Origin of the sequence: Mycobacterium sp. NPDC050853, from assembly GCF_040653875.1 — a bacterium.
Lineage (GTDB): Bacteria > Actinomycetota > Actinomycetes > Mycobacteriales > Mycobacteriaceae > Mycobacterium.
The window spans coordinates 224,327-242,986 of the sequence record NZ_JBFAGW010000001.1 but is presented as its reverse complement, the minus strand read 5'-3'; the positions used below and the strand labels follow the sequence as shown (position 1 = coordinate 242,986).

The 18,660-nt window shown below is 64.0% G+C and carries 19 protein-coding genes; 12 read left to right on the top strand and 7 right to left on the bottom strand.

Features of this window, described 5'->3' with window-relative positions; genetic code table 11:
- Nucleotides 1–7 precede the first annotated feature (7 nt).
- Entirely contained in the window at nt 8–565 is a 558-nt protein-coding gene (locus AB0H22_RS01230; protein ID WP_358144255.1) for a flavin reductase family protein, read from the bottom strand.
- A gap of 171 nt (nt 566–736) precedes the next feature.
- Between AB0H22_RS01230 and AB0H22_RS01225 the strand changes: the two genes are divergently transcribed.
- The 7 genes from AB0H22_RS01225 (at nt 737) to AB0H22_RS01195 (ending at nt 10,668) form a co-directional block, all read left to right on the top strand.
- A complete protein-coding gene (locus AB0H22_RS01225) occupies nt 737–3,604 on the top strand; it encodes a BTAD domain-containing putative transcriptional regulator (RefSeq protein ID WP_358144253.1) in 2,868 nt (955 codons plus the stop codon).
- Between the two features lie 14 nt (nt 3,605–3,618).
- Complete coding sequence (locus tag AB0H22_RS01220) at nt 3,619–5,304, top strand: ABC transporter substrate-binding protein (protein ID WP_358144250.1); 1,686 nt, start codon at nt 3,619–3,621, stop codon at nt 5,302–5,304.
- Nucleotides 5,301–6,248, top strand: coding sequence for an ABC transporter permease (locus AB0H22_RS01215; protein WP_358144248.1), 948 nt, complete (start codon nt 5,301–5,303; stop codon nt 6,246–6,248). The genes AB0H22_RS01220 and AB0H22_RS01215 overlap by 4 nt, the downstream gene beginning before the upstream one ends.
- Nucleotides 6,245–7,096: an ABC transporter permease gene (locus tag AB0H22_RS01210; protein ID WP_358144246.1), complete on the top strand. Its 852-nt coding sequence runs from the start codon at nt 6,245–6,247 to the stop codon at nt 7,094–7,096. The genes AB0H22_RS01215 and AB0H22_RS01210 overlap by 4 nt, the downstream gene beginning before the upstream one ends.
- On the top strand, nt 7,093–8,685 hold the full coding sequence (locus AB0H22_RS01205) for an ABC transporter ATP-binding protein (protein WP_358144243.1): 1,593 nt from the start codon (nt 7,093–7,095) through the stop codon (nt 8,683–8,685). Before AB0H22_RS01210 ends, AB0H22_RS01205 begins: the two co-directional genes overlap by 4 nt.
- Nucleotides 8,682–9,743: an LLM class flavin-dependent oxidoreductase gene (locus AB0H22_RS01200; RefSeq protein ID WP_358144241.1), complete on the top strand. Its 1,062-nt coding sequence runs from the start codon at nt 8,682–8,684 to the stop codon at nt 9,741–9,743. The genes AB0H22_RS01205 and AB0H22_RS01200 overlap by 4 nt, the downstream gene beginning before the upstream one ends.
- 298 nt (nt 9,744–10,041) lie before the next feature.
- Nucleotides 10,042–10,668, top strand: a complete 627-nt coding sequence (locus AB0H22_RS01195; RefSeq protein WP_358145986.1) for an MspA family porin — start codon at nt 10,042–10,044, stop codon at nt 10,666–10,668.
- 8 nt (nt 10,669–10,676) lie between these two features.
- On the opposite strand, the gene AB0H22_RS01190 is transcribed toward AB0H22_RS01195, so the two are convergent.
- The 4 genes from AB0H22_RS01190 to AB0H22_RS01175 form a co-directional block, all read right to left on the bottom strand.
- On the bottom strand, nt 10,677–10,904 hold the full coding sequence (locus AB0H22_RS01190) for a hypothetical protein (protein WP_358144238.1): 228 nt from the start codon (nt 10,902–10,904) through the stop codon (nt 10,677–10,679).
- Between the two features lie 99 nt (nt 10,905–11,003).
- Nucleotides 11,004–11,357, bottom strand: a complete 354-nt coding sequence (locus AB0H22_RS01185; RefSeq protein ID WP_255485711.1) for an NUDIX domain-containing protein — start codon at nt 11,355–11,357, stop codon at nt 11,004–11,006.
- Between the two features lie 146 nt (nt 11,358–11,503).
- A complete protein-coding gene (locus AB0H22_RS01180; RefSeq protein WP_180747720.1) occupies nt 11,504–11,860 on the bottom strand; it encodes a hypothetical protein in 357 nt (118 codons plus the stop codon).
- Nucleotides 11,861–11,963: 103 nt separating this feature from the next.
- Entirely contained in the window at nt 11,964–12,605 is a 642-nt protein-coding gene (locus AB0H22_RS01175; RefSeq protein WP_180748386.1) for a class I SAM-dependent methyltransferase, read from the bottom strand.
- Between the two features lie 58 nt (nt 12,606–12,663).
- On the opposite strand from AB0H22_RS01175, the gene AB0H22_RS01170 reads away from it, so the two are divergent.
- The 4 genes from AB0H22_RS01170 to AB0H22_RS01155 all read left to right on the top strand — a co-directional run bounded on the left by AB0H22_RS01170 (nt 12,664) and on the right by AB0H22_RS01155 (nt 16,413).
- The gene (locus AB0H22_RS01170) at nt 12,664–13,281 is read left to right on the top strand and encodes a TetR/AcrR family transcriptional regulator (protein ID WP_180749677.1); all 618 of its coding nucleotides are present in this window, start codon (nt 12,664–12,666) and stop codon (nt 13,279–13,281) included.
- A 28-nt stretch (nt 13,282–13,309) separates the two neighbouring features.
- On the top strand, nt 13,310–13,729 hold the full coding sequence (locus AB0H22_RS01165; RefSeq protein ID WP_180748385.1) for a nitroreductase/quinone reductase family protein: 420 nt from the start codon (nt 13,310–13,312) through the stop codon (nt 13,727–13,729).
- Nucleotides 13,730–13,849: 120 nt separating this feature from the next.
- On the top strand, nt 13,850–15,430 hold the full coding sequence (locus AB0H22_RS01160; RefSeq protein ID WP_180748384.1) for an LCP family protein: 1,581 nt from the start codon (nt 13,850–13,852) through the stop codon (nt 15,428–15,430).
- 74 nt (nt 15,431–15,504) lie between these two features.
- Nucleotides 15,505–16,413 carry a LysR family transcriptional regulator gene (locus tag AB0H22_RS01155; protein WP_180748383.1) on the top strand — a complete coding sequence of 303 codons (909 nt, stop codon included), beginning with the start codon at nt 15,505–15,507 and terminating at the stop codon, nt 16,411–16,413.
- Here the strand turns inward: AB0H22_RS01155 and AB0H22_RS01150 are convergent.
- Together AB0H22_RS01150 and AB0H22_RS01145 are read right to left on the bottom strand one after the other, a co-directional pair.
- Nucleotides 16,410–16,925, bottom strand: a complete 516-nt coding sequence (locus AB0H22_RS01150; protein ID WP_180748382.1) for a DUF1990 domain-containing protein — start codon at nt 16,923–16,925, stop codon at nt 16,410–16,412. The genes AB0H22_RS01155 and AB0H22_RS01150 overlap by 4 nt on opposite strands.
- A complete protein-coding gene (locus AB0H22_RS01145) occupies nt 16,922–17,347 on the bottom strand; it encodes a helix-turn-helix domain-containing protein (protein ID WP_180748381.1) in 426 nt (141 codons plus the stop codon). The genes AB0H22_RS01150 and AB0H22_RS01145 overlap by 4 nt, the downstream gene beginning before the upstream one ends.
- Before the next feature lie 117 nt (nt 17,348–17,464).
- Between AB0H22_RS01145 and AB0H22_RS01140 the strand changes: the two genes are divergently transcribed.
- Entirely contained in the window at nt 17,465–18,658 is a 1,194-nt protein-coding gene (locus AB0H22_RS01140) for a thiolase family protein (RefSeq protein ID WP_358144233.1), read from the top strand.
- Nucleotides 18,659–18,660 lie beyond the last annotated feature (2 nt).

Below are 18,660 nucleotides of genomic sequence, written 5' to 3'. Positions count from 1 at the left end.
TGTCTCCTCAGGTTCGGCGCTCTGGTGCTGGTGTGCCCAACGTCCGGTAACGGCCGTCGTGGTACACGAGCGGATTTCCCTCACGTCTGCCGGTGGCGGTCACCTGTCCGATGACCATCGTGTGATCCCCGCCTTCGACGAGATCGTGTACGCGGCAGTCGAACCAGCTCAGACAGCCCGTGATGGCCGCTGCCCCCGAAGGCACCGGAGTGGTGGCGATGCCGAGCGCCTCGGTGCCGCGGGCCCCAGAACCGGGTTCGGAGAGGGCGATCGAGACGTGTGCTTGGCCGGCTTCCAGGACGCTCACCGTGAAGGTGTTCGCCACTGCGGCCGCATGGGCGATAGGCGACCGGCTACCGACCCACACCGAGACGAGCTGCGGCAGTACGGAAACAGTGGTGAATGACGACACTGTCTTGGCCAGTACCTTGCCGTCGTCGATCACCGAGATGACCGCGACACTGCTCGCGAGGCAACGTGCTGCCCGGCGGAACTCGTCTTCCTCGCCGAAGGGCACGTTGCCGCGGTCGGTACGCAGCAGAATCGGTGCGCTGGTGTGTGCCACGTTGATGAGCTTGCGCGGCAACGCCTACCGATTGCTTACCGCTGTCTAACGCCCATTTGATCAGGTGGATCGCAACGGTTCGCTCGTGTGCAGGTCATCCCTACTCTGGGCTCTAGAAATCACAACGCCATGGTTGGCCGAGACCTCGGCACGAACGAAGGACGGCACGCGGTGCGGGTGAGTGTAGCGGTGCTGGGGCCGTTAACCGTCACCGCGCACTACCCGGGTGGCCCGGTGACGGTACCGGTCACGGCCGCGAAGCACCGTTCGCTGCTGGCAGCGCTGGTGACGGGGACGGGCAGATCGGCTTCCTTCACGGCCATCGCCGAGCACCTCTGGGGTGATCATCCACCGCGGAATGCGCGCTCGGCCATCCACGTTCATGTGGCACGGCTGCGCCGTGTGCTGGATACACTGGCTCCCGGCGCGGGATTGGTCATCGTATCGACTACGCATGGGTACCGTCTCGACGTGGCCGAGGGCGATGTCGATCTCGGGCAGGTGAGGGAGCTGGTCGCTCGTGCGGATTCTGCACGTGCCCAATCCGATGTGCGCCAAGAGAACGAGCATTTGGCTGCGGCACTCGCTCTGTGGCGCGGCGTGCCCTTCCAGGATGTCGAATCCGATGCTATTGCCCGTGCTGAGGCGATCAGATATACCGACTACCGGACCGCATTGGTGGAGCGCGGGTTCGGAGTGGCGCTCGATCTGGGTGGGCATGCGGGCGTCATCGGTGAGTTGCGTGCGGAGCTACGTGCGCACCCCCTGCGCGAGCGTCTGGCCGAGCAGCTGATGCTGGCGTCGTACCGGTGCGGCAGGCAGGCCGAGGCACTTGAGGTGTACCAGGACCTTGTAGTGCGGCTTTCCGAGGACCTGGGTATCGACCCGGGTGAGCGGATCCAGCAGATGTTCGCACAGATCCTGGCCCAGGATCCCACCCTGGACCTGGTCGCGCTGCGAGATCATGAGGAATCGGCGACGGGGGGCACGGATGCCCATTGCACGCTGCCACGTTCTCGTACGCGGCTGTTCGGGCGTGATGACGAGCTCGCCGCTCTGGCGGCCTATCTCGCCGTAGATCGTCCCGATCTCACGGTGATCAGTGGCCCGCCGGGGAGTGGGAAGACCGCTTTGGCGGTATCTGCGGCTCTGGCCAGCAGAGAGAGATTTCCCGACGGTCAATGGTTCGTGCAGGCACACGACGGCGGGCCCGGCGGACTGGCGCGTGAACTACTCGTGCATGCAGGAGTTGGGGCCGACGGAGTTCCCGACGAGACCTCGGCGCGGTGCGCGCTGGTGCGGCGGATCCTGGCGCGCCGACGGGTAGTGCTCGTCGTCGACGAAGTGACCGCGATCTGCGAAGTGGCATCCCTGCTGCCCGGCACAGGAGACTCGGCGGTGATCCTCACGAGCAGGTCGGCGCTGCCGGAGCTGTCTGCGGGGCATGAAGTGAACCTGATCAGGTTGAGCGCGCTCACTCCAGAGGCCGCGAATCAGCTACTTGCTGAATCTCTTTCGGGTTTCGATAACATGGCGGGGGCGGGCGAACTGGATGAGATCGCCGAGTTGTGTGGTCATAACCCCGCCGTTTTGCATGCTGTCGCAGCGGGTATCAGGGGCCGCCCAGCCCGGCACCGTGCCGCGGCCGTCGCGGAGTTGCGTGACGGCCGTATCCCGGACGTCGGCGAGCTCGAGTTGGAGCGGCTCAGTGAAGCCGGTCGCGAGATCGTCTACGCAATGGGCCTGGTGGCCGGAGGTCATTTCGTACGCGAATCCGTTGCGGCCCTGACCGGATTCACAGCGGCCGAGACGGCGCGTTCGCTCGATGAACTTGCGCATTCCCACGTGATCACCGAGTTCGACGACGGCACGGTCGCGTTGCCGCGTGGACTGGCCACGCAATTGGCGACGCGTCCACTCGTTGCCGGATACGAGCACGCCCTTGACAGGCTCGCCGTTTGGTATCTCGAAGGGCCCGATTACCCCTCGCGGTCATTCACCCTGCGTCACCGGCTCACGATATTGGCATTGGTGCATCCGGAGTCGGGTCTGCCGGCCTGGCGACGCCTCGCGTTGTCCGCATTCGCACTCGGCAAGTTCGATATCGCGAGCCCAGACCCGGATGTGCATGCGGTCGCTGCGCACGGCGCATCGGCAGCGCGGGAGCTTGGTGACCACATCCAGTTCACCAGGTTCACCGATGTGACGCGCCGGCTCCGTGGTGGTGCCTCGACGGCCAGCCCGCTGTGGTGGCCGCAGCAGGATTCATCGGCTGCGCGCGTGGCGGCCGATCGCGAGGCGCTCGAGGGGCATTTGCAGCGTGCGCTGCACTTGGCCGAGGACGTGGAATGCTCGGATCGGATCGCGAATCTGTATGCCTACCAACCAGATAATCTGGCACGCATCGGACATGCACTTGTCGGGTTGAACCGGCTGGATGAGGCATCCGTCATCCACCATCGCGCCTTGCGGCTGGCCAAGGACAACCACAACCCCTACGCACTGGCGACTGCCCATCTCAACTTGTCGACGGTGCTGCTCCTGGAGGAGGAGTTCGCCACCTCTCGGCAGCACGCCACGACGGCGGTGGGGATGTTCCACGGACTCGATGAACCGGCGGGGGAGGCGCGGGCATCTGTTGCGTTGGGCGACGTTTTGCGCGCGACACGGCTGCTCGAGGAGTCCGAGGCGCAGCATAAGCACGCGTTGGACATCGCCGCGGAGCTGTCAGACGTGCGGATCGAGGTGGAAGCCATGATCGGGCTTGCGTTGACCTATCGCTACCTGAACGAACCGAAGCAGGCGCTGGCGCATGGTGCCGAGTCCACACAGCGTGCGGCGCAGGCCGGGTTGCGGGTGCTCGAGGGTCGCGCGCTGGGAGTACACGCGGTGAATCACCTGTTCGCCGGGAGTCCGCGGCGCTCACGCACGCTCATTCGCGCCGCGGTGGAGATACACGACGACACGGGCCATGAACTCGAAAGACAGTGTGCGCTTCGGTGGATGTCGATAGCCGAGTCTGGGGCGCATCGCGAGTAAGCGAGCGGTAAGCGATGCTGGCGACACTTGGCGCTGTGCAGGGTGCCCGGGACTACGCGTCGCCACCTCGCCGGCGCGGCCGGGCGAGCGCGGCGGTGACCGCTGCGCTGTCGGCAGTTGTGCTGGTCGCGTGCGCGCCTGTCGAGGACCGGATATCCGATGGCCCACCGCGATTCGGGGGCAATCTCAGGATCGGTATCGGTACGACAATCGACTGCTTCGATCCGCAGGTGAGCCCGTCGGACGAGACGCCCGCGATCATGCGCAATGTGTACGACTCGCTGGTTAAGGCCGAGCCCAACGGTTCGTTCACGCCATGGCTGGCGACTTCTTGGTCTGTTTCACCGGATGCGACGGCCTATACATTCCGCCTCCGGCCCGGTGTGACGTTCCACGACGGGACACCGTTCGATGCGCAGGCGGTCAAACAGAACTTCGACAGGATCGTCGCCCCGCGGACGGCGTCGCAGTACGCGCGCACGCTCATCGGCCCGTACCGCTTCACCGAAGTGGTGAGACCAGATGTGGCGGTGGTGCACCTCGCGGAGCCCTACAGCCCTTTCTTGCAGGCGGTGTCCACGCCCAACTTGGGTTTCCACTCGCCTGCATCGCTCGTGGGGCGGGACAATCTGTGTGCGGGTGGACCTCAACAGGTCGGTACGGGGCCGTTCATCTTCACGGCGAGGGCGACGGCGGAGGGCTTTCGCTTGGCGCGTAATCCCGCCTACGACTGGGCCCCGGAACGGGAGCGCCGTGGACCCGCCTACCTGGAATCAGTGGAGTACCGGGTACTGCCGGAGAGCTCGATCCGGTTGGGTTCGCTGGTGAGTGCGGACGTGGACGTCATCGATCAGGTCGCCACAACCGATATCGACACCCTGGAGACCATTCGCGGTGTGGCGGTGCACCGTGCTGAACCCACCGGAGTCCCGTACACCTACTTCTTCAACACCGCCCGCGCGCCGTTCAGCGACGTCCGTGCCCGCACCGCCGTTGAGCAATCCGTCGACTTGAATACCTTGACCCAGAGCATCTTCCAGGGAAAGTACCGACCGGTACAGACTCCTCTCAACGCCGCCACCGCACACGGCGGGAACCCGGGTCGTATGCGTTCTTACGATCCTGACGGTGCCGGGCGGATTCTCGACGAGCTGGGGTATAGCGGCCGTGACAGCCAGGGGTACCGCACCAAGAACGGTGAGCGGCTGAGTCTCTCGCTGATCTATGACCCCACCTATCAACGGCCCGAGCGGGTCATTTTCGATACCGGTGTGCAAGATGCGCTCCGGAAGGTGGGGGTGCAGCTGGTCCTGACGGCGGTCGGGAACGGCAGCTACATTCAGGTGCGCAATGCCGGTGAGTACGATCTTGTCGGATTCGGCTGGAGCGGTGGGGATCCCGACATTCTCCGTACTATCTACGGGTCCGGTCAGCAGTTCACGGACGGCGGCGCCAACGGTGCGCGGGTGCGCGATCCGGCGTTGGATTCTCTTCTGCGTGAAGGGCTGCGCACCTTGGACCCGGGTAGGCGTTCCGAGATCTACCGGCGTGCCCAGGAGAGGGTGAGCGAAGTGGTGTATGGCATGCCGGCCTATGCGGCACCCGTCATCACTGCATATCGCGAACGTATACGCGGACTGGGCTATTGGGCTGACAATGCACTGCCCGTTCTGCACGACGCGTGGACGCAGGTCAGATGAGGTCCTTACGTGGCGCGCCGACGTGGGCGCGGGAGATCTTCGGGCGGCTGCTGGGGATAGCCGTCGTCGTATGGGGAGCGGGAACCCTGTCGTTCGTGGCGTTACAGCTGATGCCGGGTGACACCGTCGACGCGCTGTTGGGGCCGAACGTCGGGGCCAGCCCGGAACTGCGGCAGGAGATCGTCGGCGCACTGCATCTGGATCGGCCGGTGGGGGAGCAGTATCTTTCGTTCCTCGGGCGGCTCGTCCGCGGTGACTTCGGGCAGAGTTACCGCCTGGGCCGCCCCGTCTCTGACATTCTGGCGGAAAGTGCCTGGCCTACAGTGCAATTGTCTGTCACCGCGATCGTGTTCACGGCGATCCTGGCACTAGCGCTTGCCGTGCCGTGGTCGCTGGGGGCGGGAAGGATTCGCGGTGTGATCGCACTGGCCGAGTTGATCGGGAGCTCGGTGCCCAGCTACTGGTTGGGAATCGTCGCGATTGGTGTATTCGCTTTCCGGCTGCGCTGGTTCCCCGCGGCGGGCAGCGGGACCGTTGATGCGGTGATTCTGCCGGCTGTCGCGTTGGCGCTGCCGATTGGTTGCGTGCTGGCCCGGGTACTTCAGGATTCCTTCGAACGTTCGGGTACCGCACCTTTCACGCTGACTGTGCGAGCACGCGGTGTCTCCCGTCTGGGTGTCACCGTCCGCCATCACCTTCGGCATGCGGCGACCTCGGTAGTGACCTTGGGAGGTTGGACGCTGGCCAGTTTCCTAGGCGGGGCCGTGATCATCGAAGTCGTCTTCGCCCGTTCGGGTTTCGGCCGCACTCTGGTGGACGCGGTTTCGGCCAGGGACATGCCGGTCGTTACGGCGATCACCGTCCTGTGCGCACTGCTGTTCGCGACGCTCAATTGGGCGATCGACCTGGTGAACCGCCGCATAGATCCAAGGCTCCGCTCATGACGACCAAGATATCGATCGTGGCCGGAACGCGGCTGCGCGCGGTGGCCAATCTGCCCCGTCTGCCCGTCCTGGTGGCGAGCCTAATCCTGCTGGTGGTTCTCCTCGCTGCGGTGTTCCCCGGGGTGTTCGCACCCGCGGATCCCAGCGCCACGGACTACACCATGGTCCTGCGGCCACCGGACCATGAGCATCCTTTCGGTACGGATCAGCTGGGGCGTGACGTGTACACCCGGGTGGTGCACGGGACGCGGGCCTCTATCGTGATCGGATTCGGCTCGACAGCGCTGGGGCTGGCCCTCGGTGCCGCAGCAGGTTTGATCGCCGCATTCGGCTGGCGTGGTGTGGATTTCACCGTGATGCGGGTTATCGACATAGGCCTGGCGTTTCCGTCGGTGTTGTTATCACTGCTCGTGCTGGTGGTCCTCGGCCCGGGTGCTCTGAATCTGCTCGTGGCGATCGGTGTCAGTTCGGTGCCCGGCTACGCGCGGTTGATTCGCGCGGAGGCGCAACGCGTTCGTGCCTCGAACTATGTGCGTAGCGCGATCGGTTTCGGAGTTCGCCCCGGGCGGATCCTGCGTACACACGTTCTCCCCAACGCCTTCGGCCCGGCGCTCGTGTTGGCCACGGTAAGTGCGGGGACGAACATCATCATCGCGTCTGGGCTCAGTTTCCTCGGTTTCGGCGCGGCAGCCCCCATGCCGGAGTGGGGCCAGATTCTTTCCGATGGCAGGGCCGTGCTGGCCGGGGCATGGTGGATGTCGCTCTTTCCCGGCCTGTCCATCACGCTGGTAGTTGTCGCGATAACGGTGCTCGGCCACGCCGCTGAACGGAAGAGCTCGGGGCGATGAGCCGCAGGCTATTGACCGTCGAAGGCCTCTCCGTGAGGTATCGGTCCGAGGTGGCGGTATCGGATGTCGACCTGGCGATCGATCAGCATGAGTGCGTAGCAGTCATAGGGGGTTCCGGCGGGGGGAAGAGCACCATCGCGAAAACTATCGCAGGGCTGCTGGATAGTGCGGCGAAGGTCGATGCCACACGGCTGGAGATCGACGGTATCGATGTGCGCGGGTTCACGGAACGGCAGTGGAATCGACTGAGGGGCCGAAAAGTGGGCCTGGTCCTGCAGGACGCGCTGGTTTCCCTGGATCCGTTGCGCACCATCGTGAGTGAGCTGACAGAGGCGATTGGCGTGAACCAGTCGATCTCGGCACCGCAACGCCGGGAGGAGGCCGTCGCTCTTTTGTCGCGGGTGGGCGCACCTCATCTGGCGGATCGGCTCGACTCCTACCCCCATCAGTTATCGGGAGGTGAGCGCCAACGTGTCCTCATCGCGTCGGCACTCGCCGCAGATCCATCACTGCTCGTGGTCGATGAGCCGGTCACCGCGTTGGATGCGGTGACGCGCGGGGGCATCCGGGACCTGTTGACGCAGCTGCGCGACGAAGGTTTGGGCATTCTGCTGGTCAGCCACGACTTGAGTTTCGTTTCGGGCATCGCGAACCGGATTCTGGTGCTCGACAGGGGTTTTCCTGTGGAAACAGGTACGTCCCGGGCCGTGCTGGGCACCCCACGACATGCCGTTACCAGAAGGCTGGTGGGCGCGGACGCATCCCGGCGCGGGCCTGCACAACCGGTTGCCCTTGGCCCCCCGCTCCTGCGCCTGCGGGATATCGGCAAGCAGTACGGAAACGGAGCCGGTGTGGATTCAGTCTCCGTGACAGTGCATTCCGGTGAGGCGGTCGGCCTGGTGGGTGAATCGGGATCGGGAAAATCGACGACCGCAACCCTGGCCTTGGGATTCGACGAGCCGGACCAGGGCACCGTGGAGGTGGGCGGGGAACCGTGGAGCGGGGTCGCCGAGCGTCGGCGGCGGCCGGTAAGGCACCGCATCCAGTTGGTCGACCAGGACACCACGGGAGCTTTCGACCCTAGGTACCGTGTGCGAAGTGTGCTGGCAGAGCCACTGCGCACCAGGGGAATTCGTCGCTCTGACGAACTGCGTGCCCGGGTTGCCTCGCTGCTCGAGGAGGTCGGATTGAGCCCCTCGCTCGCTGATCGGCGCGCACACACTCTCAGCGGCGGCCAGCGCCAACGTGTCGCCATCGCGCGTGCCTTGGCAATGGAGCCCGATGTACTGGTGTGCGACGAGGTGGTATCCGCACTCGATCCCGTGAGCCAGGCCGGGATTCTCGACGTGCTGGACGAGTTGCGCCGCCGTGGTGCGGGTCTGCTCTTCATCTCCCATGACGTGGAGGTGGTGCGGTCCCTCTGCTCGCGCGTCGCGGTGATGGCGGATGGCCGGATCGTGGAAGAGGGCCCTACCGAAACAGTCTGGAACGCTCCCGTTCACCAATACACCCGCCAACTGCTGGCTGCGGTGCGCGGCGATGGGACGGTCGACAACAAGGCAACGGAAGAGGAGATGTCGCTAGCATGAGTGAAATCATTGGTGGAGTCCTGTCTGCGCCCCCGCGGGGCGAGAATGAATTTGACAGGCGGACAGCGCATTTTCTCGCGGACCCACGTGCTCGCGAGATAGATCCCGAACACATCAGGCGGCAGGCCGGCTTTGACGAAGAGGATGGGTACGACAGGTCGCTCATTCACATCTACAGCTCGTGGGGCGATCCGTGGCTCATTGCTGCTCATGCAGCGACGGCCACGTCGCGCACTGGGCTCACGATCGCCCATCGCCCGGGAGTGGTTGCCCCCACCGTCGCGGCGCGCTCATTCGCGACTTTGGACAACCTCAGCGCAGGCCGCGCCGCCGTCCATATCGTCGTCGGTTCCAGTGACGTGGACGTCCGCCGCGATGGAGACTTCCTAAGCAAGGCAGAACGATACGACCGGGCGCGTGAGTACCTTGAGCTCTTCGTCAAGACACTGGCGGCACCGGAACCGTTCGACTACCAGGGCAGGTGGTACCAGGTCGAGGATGCGTGGTCCGGGTTTCGTCCCGTGCAGCGGCCTACCCCGCCGATTTCGATCGGCGGCTCCTCGCCGGAGGCGAAGATACTGGCCGCCCGATTTGGATATGCCTATGCGGGCACCTTTCCCTCGCTGGAAGCCGCGGGTGCCATCAAGTCCGAGGTTGACGGGCTAGCGGCCGAGCTTGGCCGCGAATTGAGTTACTGGAAACAGTTTTTCGTCGTCCTCGGCGACACAGACCACGAGGCTCACGATGCGGCCCGGGTATTCCGTTCGCGTGGGGCTGAGCTGCTCGTGCAGCGATCGGACGAGGTCCTGGGATCGTCCGCACAATTGGCACGCAACCGTGAACGCGATCTGCGCCATATCGCCGATACACGTGAAGCGGCGCTCCGGCATCTCGACGCCACCTTCAACGGTTTGGTCGTGGGTTCGGTGGAGACGGTTGCGGAGCAGATTGACGATTACCGCCGCGTCGGGATTGACATCGTCCAAGTGGTGGCATTGACCGAGACAGAGGAAGACCGCAAATTGCGATCGCGGCTGATCGCTGAACTGCGACGCTAATTTGCCTAATTACTTCTTAAGTCGGAGTGCGGCTCGATCGCGCCGCCTTCATTATTAATAGCTGTTGCCGAGATATGACATCTTTATGCCGCTATTCATGCTCTCTCCGTCATTGCCATATGTGTTGAGATGTCGCATATCAGATCTCATAGAAGTTAATTCTAACTATTAGCTGTTGCTATGTAGATGATCTTCTTTGAGTTTGTTTGATCGAGGAAGTAAATCCTCGGCGGGGATTAGGAGTTGAAAAGTCATGTTCTTGATTGGTCGAATTGGATCTCGCATTGTCCGGAGCGGAATGGTCATCGCGGCGGGCGTGGTACTCGGCGCGGCGGCACTATCGGTACCGGGTACCGCGCACGCAGCATTGGATGACGAGCTCACGTTGGTGGACGGCAAGGGCCGGACGCTGAGGATTCAGCAGTGGGACACGTTCCTCAACGGTGTGTTCCCGCTAGACCGCAACCGCTTGACGCGTGAGTGGTTCCATTCCGGCCGCGCGGCATACGAGGTGACGGGCGCGGGGGCCGATGCATTTGAGGGCACGCTGGAGCTCGGTTACCAGGTGGGCTACCCGTGGTCGCTGGGGGTGGGGCTGAATTTCAACTACACCACGCCGAATACCTCTGTCCTGTACGGCATTCCGAACGTCTTCGGTAGCGATCCGGAGTCCTCGTACATACAGACGACGAACCTGCTGCCCAGTGCGGGTATCAATGTTGACCTGGGCAACGGCCCCGGCATCCAGGAAGTCGCCACCTTCTCCGTTGCGATCTCGGGCCCCAAGGGTGCGGTTGCGGTGAGCAATGCGCATGGGACGGTGACCGGTGCGGCCGGTGGTGTGCTGCTGCGGCCTTACGCGCGGCTGATCAGTGCCGCCGGTGACAGCGTCACCACCTACGGCGAAACCTGGGACATGAAGTAGCTTGCCCTTTACTTCGCCGTGCGCTTGCACGGCACTGTGATGTAGGCGATCTGATGGTCGATGTCATGTGACCAGGTGACACCTCCGCGGGTGCCGACAACCGATCCGCTGTCCAAGGCGCAGTTGCCGATTCGCTCGTACTGAACTTTGTAACCCTGCGATTGGAGCTCGGCACCGAGTTCGCTGGGCGTTTGAGGCGATTTGGGGCCCGCGGCAGCGGGCGCGGCCCACAGCAACGCGAGCGAAGTACATGCGGCCGCCGACAGGCCGAAGGTAGAGAAGAAGCCCCCGAGATGCTCGGGGGGCTTCTTGGTTCAGGGGTTTCCTTGGCGCCCTCATACCCGTGGTTGGCGCTGGGCCAGGACGGGAAGCACGTGCTCGGCGAGTAGGGGCGCGAGATCTGCAGGGTATGGCTCTTCGAGTAACTGCCAGCGCAGCTCTACGATCTCGGCCGCAGGCTGACTGACCGGCACCGGCGGATGCTCGAATACCGTTGATTCAACGTCGAATCCGGGTTCGTTCGCGGCTTCGGCTCTAAAGACTCCGATTAGGCGCAGTGCGGTCGGCTCCAGATTTATCGAGAGCTCTTCACGGACTTCACGCACGGCGGTCTCTTCGGCGCTTTCGCCCATGTCGGGCTTCCCGCCGGGCAACATGAACCGTGTGCTGCCACGTTTCCGGACGGTCAGAACCGCTCCGCGGTCATCTCGCAGCACGACAGCGCTGACCTTAATCGTGGGTATGGCCTCGCTCGCGCGCACGCTGCCAGCATAGAAGCTGTATTCGATTCACAGTCTTGAGCCTTGGGAGCCTGGGACATGAAGTAGCTTGCCCTTTACTTCGCCGTGCGCTTGCACGCCACCGTGATGTAGGCGATCTGATGGTCGATGTCATGTGACCAGGTGACGCCTCCGCGGGTGCCGGCACCGTCACCCACACCGCCACCGGCCTTGGTTTGTGTGGTCGTATCTGCCCACACGGCCGGCCCTATCCGGGTGCCGACAACCGATCCGCTGTCCAAGGCGCAGTTGCCGATTCGCTCGTACTGAACCTTATAGCCCTGCGATTGGAGCTCGGCACCGAGTTCGCTGGGCGTTTGAGGCGATTTGGGGCCCGCGGCAGCGGGCGCGGCCCACAGCAACGCGAGCGAAGTACATGCGGCCGCCGACAGGCCGAAGGTAGATTTGGACATGCCACACCTTTCGTGGAGTGGTTCTGAAGGCGCTGGCGGCGGGAGGCTTTGGCGAGACGACCGCCGCCAGCGCTTATGTTTCACGTTCGGGACATACGGTTCACTAGCCGCAACGAGTGCTGAGCTCCATGCATTCCCCGATAGGAGACGACACGCTCACGTAGCCGTTCTCTGGCGTACGGACGTACTCCAAATACGGCTTGCTGCTTTCGAATCCGACGTTATCCGCAATGACGAGCGCGCCCGGCGCCAGCTTGTCCTCGAGAATCTTGAGGATCGGCAGGTCGAGATCGGGCCAGCCGTCCAGCAGAAGGAATTCGATCGGACCCTCAATCGTCTTCAGCGTCTCGCGGGCATCGCCCTCCAGGATGGTGATCAGGTCGGACACTCCGGCCTCGGCGAATGTCGCGCGCGAGGCGGCGATCTTCGCGGTGCTCATCTCGGTGGTGATGATGCGGCCAAAACCGTTGTCGCGAACGGCTGCGGCTGAATGCAGGGTGGAGATCCCGAACGACAACCCGTACTCCACGATCGTCTTCGGTTTGACGGCGCGGACCAGGCTGTAGAGGAGCCGACCGCCATCGGGGGCGACGGGAACGTAGGTGTTCTGGAACAGCTCGACGCGTTCCTCGACGGATTTCTTGTGGAAGGTGTCCCGGTCGACGGGCGGCGCGTCGTGCGAGGCGTTCTCGAAGAGTCGGTCGACGATCGCGGCGAATTCGGATTCATGGAGTGTTGTTGTCATGATATCTAGAATAGACGCAACGTCTCGTCTAGTCTAGGGTGGTGATTCGATGAACGTTGTGAACGAGACGGCGAAGCCCCGCGAGGCCGACGACGCGCGCCGTCATTTCGGAAACCGGCATGGCCGCAGTGACACCGCTCGCGAGGCCGTCATTCACGCTGCCGACGATCTACTGGTCGCCAAGGGCTATGCCGGGGTCACCATGGAAGGCATCGCCAAGGCGGCGGGTGTCGCCAAGCAGACCGTCTACCGATGGTGGGGTTCGAAGGCTGACGTGCTGATGGACGTCTTCCTCGAAGACGCTGCGCTCCAGCTCGACCCGCCCGATCTCGGCAGCCTTGAAGCCGATCTGCGGCACCACCTGGGTGTCACCGCGCTGTTCCTCATGGCCGATGATGCGGGTGCGGTGTTCCGGGCCCTCATTGGCCAGTCGCAGCATGACCCACAGCTTGCGGATGCTTTCCGGGCTCGTTATCTGCGTGAACAGCAGGCGCGGGACCAGATTCCGTTCGCCCGTGCGGTGGCGCGAGGAGAGCTGCCCGCCGACGTGGATATCGCTCGTCTAGCCGAACAGCTAGTGGCGCCGCTGTACTACCGCGTGATCGTGACGGGGGAGGCGGTGGGCGACGAGTTCCTCGACTGGCTCGTCGAAGATTTCTTGGCTCGCCGGAAATAATGTCAGTTGAGTTGACATTTAATCTGTCATGACCGAAACCGACTTTCACGCCAATGTGATCGACCAGATCCGCGATACCGGTGGCGCAGAAGGCTTCTTTGCTCAATTCGACATGCTCATCCTGCACACCGTGGGGGCCAAGTCCGGCGAGTCGAGGCAAAATCCCATGGCCTATCAACCGGGGGAGGACGGTGGCGAGTTCTACGTCTTCGCCTCCAACAACGGCGGCGACCACAGCTCTGGCTGGTACTACAACGCTCTCGCCCATCCCGGGAAGGTGTCGGTGGAGGCTGGCGGCAGCCACTACCCGGTGACCGTGCGCGATGTGGTGGGTGCGGAACGCGACCGGGTCTACGCCCGTCAGGCGGAGCGCTACGAGAACTTCGCCGAGTACGAGCGCAAGACCACCCGGGTTATCCCGATCCTGGGGCTTATCCGCGCGGATTAGCGGGTGGCCGTGATGGATTCACAAGTACCTCACAGCTAGGCGCGAGTGGGGACTCGCCGCGGAATCCGATGCGTGCTTGCCGGGTTTTGGACGAGTCGTCCAGAACAATGGTCAATTGTTATGGGCGAACTACAGTCTGGTCAGGCGCAGCGCTGGGTGCTGGAAAAGGGGCGTCTGGTCGTCGGTATCGCTGCGGCATTTGTCATGGCCATCACGGGCTTTGGCTGGGCCGGGTACAACACAACGGTGGGGCAGATCATCACGTCGCATGTGCTGCCCGGAGTGCTTACTCCCGTCGGCCAGGACCAGAACATCCTGCTGATGGGGCTGGACAGCCGGCTCGACCAAAACGGGAAGCCGCTGCCGCAGGAGATGTATGACGCGCTGCACGCCGGTGACGAGACGTCGGGCGGGTACAACGCGAATGTGTTGATTGTGGTGCATATCCCGGGCAACGACGGTCCCATCACTGCGGTGTCGATCCCGCGTGACGATTATGTGGACCTGGCGGGTTGCCCCGGGTCGGTATGCAAGGGCAAGGTGAAGCAGGCCTACGGATTTGCCTACCAGCAGGCGTTGGATGCGCAGGCGAACGGCAGCTCCGACGCGGCGGGCGCCAACGATCTGACCGCGCGTGAGCAGGCCGCCCGTGAGGCAGGGCGCAAGGCCCAGATCGATACGGTGCGCGACTTTTTGGGTGTGACGATCGACCACTTCGTGGAAGTGACCCTCGCCGCGTTCTTCCAGATCGCCAAGGCGGTGCAGCCTATTTCGGTGTGCCTGAACCACGATACGGTCGATGAGTTCTCCGGCGCCAACTTCCGCGAAGGCGTCCAGCAGATCGACGCATCCCAGGCGATGGCATTCGTCAGGCAACGGCGTGACGAAAACGACGGGTCGTTCACGGATATGGACCGCACCCGTCGTCAGCAGGCCTTCCTCGTGTCGTTGTTGACTGCGGTTCGCAAGGGCGGGGTGATGTCGAACCCCGCGGCGATACGCAACATTCTGAATGTTGCGCACGAGAACGTCGCGATCGACTCCGGGCTCAACATTGTCGACTTCGCCGCGCGTGCCTCGCAATTGACCAAACGACCGACGTCGTTCTATACGCTGCCCATTTCTGACTTCGGCCAGGATTCCAACGGCTCGGACGTCAACATCGTCGACCTCCCAACGATCCGGCGGATCGTCCACGACCGTTTCTCCGCCGGTATCGCCCCCGCCCCGCCCACTGTGGCTGCAGCGTCCCCGGCGGCTCCTCTTTCGGCTCCTGCGGTGCTCAATGTGGTCAACGCGACCGAGCGAGACGGGCTGGGTGCGGCACTCGAAGATGCCTTTACCGCCAGGGGATTCACGCGCGGTCGTGCGTCGACGGCAGAGGTCATGTCGACCGAGAGCTCGATTGTGTACGGCTCGGATGCCCAAGAGGGCGCGCAGGTGCTTGCCGATCAACTGCACCTGCCCATGACGGAATCCGGTGCGGTCGCACCTGGAACCGTTCAGTTGACCGTGGGATCGCAATTCCCTGTGGACGACTACATCGCACATCACAGCGCGGGTAAGAAGGGTGATTCGTCAGCGGATGCCGATTCCGCCGACGTCATGACCGCGGTTGCCGCGACGGGAACCGGTGTTCAGGCGCCCGTGCCCACCGACTTGAGCCAGATGGGTGCGGACGGCGTCGCCTGCGTCAAGTGAACTGATCAGCCGCCCGCGCGGAAGCAGACTCGCAATGCACGCACGTCCTCGGCAAGACCCCATAAACTGTGCTTATGCCTCTTCCTCCTGGCACCCCCGACATCGGTGTGCTGGACCTGTTGGTGTCCGTCTCCGAGACGGGCAGCCTTGGTGCGGCGGCACGGCAGCATGGCATTTCACAACCCGCTGCGAGCATGCGAATCCGAGCGCTGGAACGTCGCCTTCGGCTGGTACTGCTGGAGCGCGGCCCCACCGGGTCGCGGCTGACGGATGCTGGACTTGCGGTAGTCGGCCATGCCACTCCGGTCCTTGCGGCGGCCCGAGAATTCGTCACTGGTGTGGCTGCCCTGCATTCCGGCCAAGCGCCGCGTCTGGTCGTTGCCGCCTCGCGCACCATCGCCGATCATCGGATACCGCTGTGGCTCACGGCTCTTCGTTCGCGGCATGCGGATGTTGCGGTATCGCTCGAAGTCGGCAACACACAGCAGGTATGTGAGCTGGTGCGGGGTGGAAATGCGACCCTCGGATTCATCGAGGGGCCACATGCGCCCGCCGGTTTGGATGGGGAAGTGCTGGGCGCCGACGAGCTGGTCATTGTGGTGGGGCCGGCGCACACATGGGCTCGGCGACGCAAACCCGTGACGCTGCGCGAACTTGCGACAACTCCGTTGCTCATGCGAGAGCCCGGCTCCGGAACCCGCGACACCGTGTGGGAGGCGTTGAGCGAGGTGTGTCAGCCTGCGACCCCGGCAGCTGAGCTCGGCTCCGCTGCCGCGATCAAGGCCGCTGCGGCAACGGGATTGGCACCCGCGGTGATCAGCCGACTCATCGCGGCACCCGAGCTGTCGGCGGGAACTCTCCATGAAGTGACGCTTGCCGACGGCACAGTGTTCACCCGTCAATTCCGCGCGGTATGGAAACCGGGAGTCCCGCCGGCGGGACCGGCGCGGGCCTTGGTCGATCTCGCGGCGTCTGTCGATTAAGGCGATAGCGCCCGGAGATAACGACGGCGGAAAACCCGCTGCGCCAACAGGAGTACCGGGAACACCCGCCGCCAGAATCCGGACGGTGCGGGCTGGGTCAATGAGCGCAGCGTGAGAAACACAGTGCCCTCGATGTTCCTGTGCACGATAAATGCCTCTTCGCCCGACACCGGATGCCCGGGTAGCGTGCCGTACGCGAACCCGCATCGGTGGTCGGTATCGGCCACGGCCACGATGCGCACCGGCTCGCGAACGGCGAGCGGGCCCCATCCGAAGGTGATCTGGAACTCGGCGTCCTCACTCACGGCGGCCTCCGGGTCTACCCGGAAACCACTGCGCCGCTTGACTCCCCAGTTCAGCACCGCTTGTGAGGCCTCTTGCCACGCGGCCTCGCCGTGTCCGATGGTGACGGTCTGTTCGAATCGTCGGAGCGTGGGCGGCGTAGCGGACCACGTGCTCTCGCCCGGGCGCGTTGCATCCGCAGGCTCATACGTCAACGGTTCGCCACTCATCGCACCCGTCCCAGTCGTCGCGGCGTGAGGTCATCGAATGACACTGCCTCGCCGCAGTTCTCGCAGACCTGTTGGACATGTAAGGCCGAGCCGCACCGGTGCTCCCAGACGCTCGGTGGGGGCCCCTCCGTGGCGAATTTGTCACCCCACTCCATGAGAGCGAACAGTACCGGCCGGAGGGCGCGCCCGGATTCGGTGAGTAGGTATTCGTAGCGGGGAGGGTGCTGTTCGTATTGACGCTTCTCCAGCACGCCTGCGTCCACGAGCTTGCGCAGCCGCGTGGCCAGGATGTCGCGGCTGGCGCCGGTGTTGCGGACGATCTCGTCGAAGCGCCGATTGCCCAGCATCATCTCGCGCAGGGCCAGCAGGGTCCAGCGTTCCCCGATTACGTCGAGGGCATTGGCTATCGAACAATCTCTCATAGTCCTGAAACCCAACTTAGCACGGTATGCACCTGATCACAGTTAGTTGTGATTTCCAACTAACTGGGCGTATACCGGCAGAAGAGGACTTCAACGATGAATCCAGGAGGCAGACCCATGAGAGATGCAGTGATCGTCGACGCGGTGCGGACTCCCGTCGGTAAGGGAAAGCCGGGTGGGTCGCTGTCCGGAGTGCACCCGGTCGATCTGCACGCGCATGCCATCCGCGCACTCGTCGAGCGCACCGGGATCGACCCGGCATTCGTCGACGATGTCATCAGTGGCGCCGTCGGGCAGGTGGGGGAGCAGAGCTCGAACACCGCCCGGTGGGCGGCCCTGGCCGCGGGATTGCCCGAGACGGTTCCCGCGGTGACCGTGGACCGACAGTGCGGCAGCAGTCAGCAGGCCGTCCACTTCGCTGCACAGGGAGTTATCGCTGGGGCCTACGACGTGGTGATTGCCTCCGGCATCGAGTCGATGAGCCGGGTGCCGATGGGCAGTCAAAGCCTGGGCAAGGATTTCTTCGGCTCCGAGGTTGCCAAGCGATATCCGGAAGGGCTTGTCCCGCAGGGCATCAGTGCCGAGCTGATCGCCGCGAAATGGGAGCTGTCTCGTGAGCAGCTGGATGCCTTTGCGGCCGAGAGTCACCGTCGCGCGGCGCAGGCGTGGTCGGAGGGCAGATTCACGCGCGATGTGGTGTCGCTCAAGGTTCCCAATATCAACGGCGAGCTGGTCGAAGTGACCAGCGACGAATCCGTCAGGCCATCGACCACCGTCGAGGTCCTGGCCGGGCTCAAGCCCGCCTTCCATAACGAGTTATGGGAGCAGCGCTTCCCGCAGATCGACTGGAAGGTGACCGCGGGCAACTCCTCGCCGATCAACGACGGGGCCTCGGCGGTGCTCATCACCTCCAGCGAGACTGCAAAACGCCTTGGCCTCACGCCACGAGCCCGGGTGCATTCGGTCGCGGTAGTGGGCGACGATCCGCTGTACATGCTCACCGGAGTGATCCCTGCGACCGCGAAAGTCCTTGACCGCGCAGGCCTGTCACTGGCCGATATCGACGCCTTCGAGGTCAACGAGGCCTTCGCCTCGGTGGTACTGGCGTGGCAGGCGGAGACCGGCGCGGATCTGGCCAAGGTCAACATCAACGGCGGGGCCACTGCCATCGGGCATCCGCTCGGAGCCAGCGGTGGTCGGCTCATGACCACGCTGATTTCAGTGCTGGAGCAGACCGGCGGCCGCTACGGCTTGCAAACCATGTGTGAGGCAGGGGGTTTGGCCAACGCCACCATCATCGAACGGCTGTAGCG

What these genes read in the sequence shown, in the direction of transcription:
- AB0H22_RS01220 (WP_358144250.1), top strand. Translation starts at nt 3,619, where the DNA reads ATGCTGGCGACACTTGGCGCTGTGCAGGGTGCCCGGGACTACGCGTCG.
- AB0H22_RS01215 (WP_358144248.1), top strand. Translation starts at nt 5,301, where the DNA reads ATGAGGTCCTTACGTGGCGCGCCGACGTGGGCGCGGGAGATCTTCGGG.
- AB0H22_RS01210 (WP_358144246.1), top strand. Translation starts at nt 6,245, where the DNA reads ATGACGACCAAGATATCGATCGTGGCCGGAACGCGGCTGCGCGCGGTG.
- AB0H22_RS01205 (WP_358144243.1), top strand. Translation starts at nt 7,093, where the DNA reads ATGAGCCGCAGGCTATTGACCGTCGAAGGCCTCTCCGTGAGGTATCGG.
- AB0H22_RS01200 (WP_358144241.1), top strand. Translation starts at nt 8,682, where the DNA reads ATGAGTGAAATCATTGGTGGAGTCCTGTCTGCGCCCCCGCGGGGCGAG.
- AB0H22_RS01195 (WP_358145986.1), top strand. Translation starts at nt 10,042, where the DNA reads ATGGTCATCGCGGCGGGCGTGGTACTCGGCGCGGCGGCACTATCGGTA.
- AB0H22_RS01180 (WP_180747720.1), bottom strand. Translation starts at nt 11,860, where the DNA reads ATGTCCAAATCTACCTTCGGCCTGTCGGCGGCCGCATGTACTTCGCTC.
- AB0H22_RS01175 (WP_180748386.1), bottom strand. Translation starts at nt 12,605, where the DNA reads ATGACAACAACACTCCATGAATCCGAATTCGCCGCGATCGTCGACCGA.
- AB0H22_RS01165 (WP_180748385.1), top strand. Translation starts at nt 13,310, where the DNA reads ATGACCGAAACCGACTTTCACGCCAATGTGATCGACCAGATCCGCGAT.
- AB0H22_RS01160 (WP_180748384.1), top strand. Translation starts at nt 13,850, where the DNA reads ATGGGCGAACTACAGTCTGGTCAGGCGCAGCGCTGGGTGCTGGAAAAG.
- AB0H22_RS01155 (WP_180748383.1), top strand. Translation starts at nt 15,505, where the DNA reads ATGCCTCTTCCTCCTGGCACCCCCGACATCGGTGTGCTGGACCTGTTG.
- AB0H22_RS01150 (WP_180748382.1), bottom strand. Translation starts at nt 16,925, where the DNA reads ATGAGTGGCGAACCGTTGACGTATGAGCCTGCGGATGCAACGCGCCCG.
- AB0H22_RS01145 (WP_180748381.1), bottom strand. Translation starts at nt 17,347, where the DNA reads ATGAGAGATTGTTCGATAGCCAATGCCCTCGACGTAATCGGGGAACGC.
- AB0H22_RS01140 (WP_358144233.1), top strand. Translation starts at nt 17,465, where the DNA reads ATGAGAGATGCAGTGATCGTCGACGCGGTGCGGACTCCCGTCGGTAAG.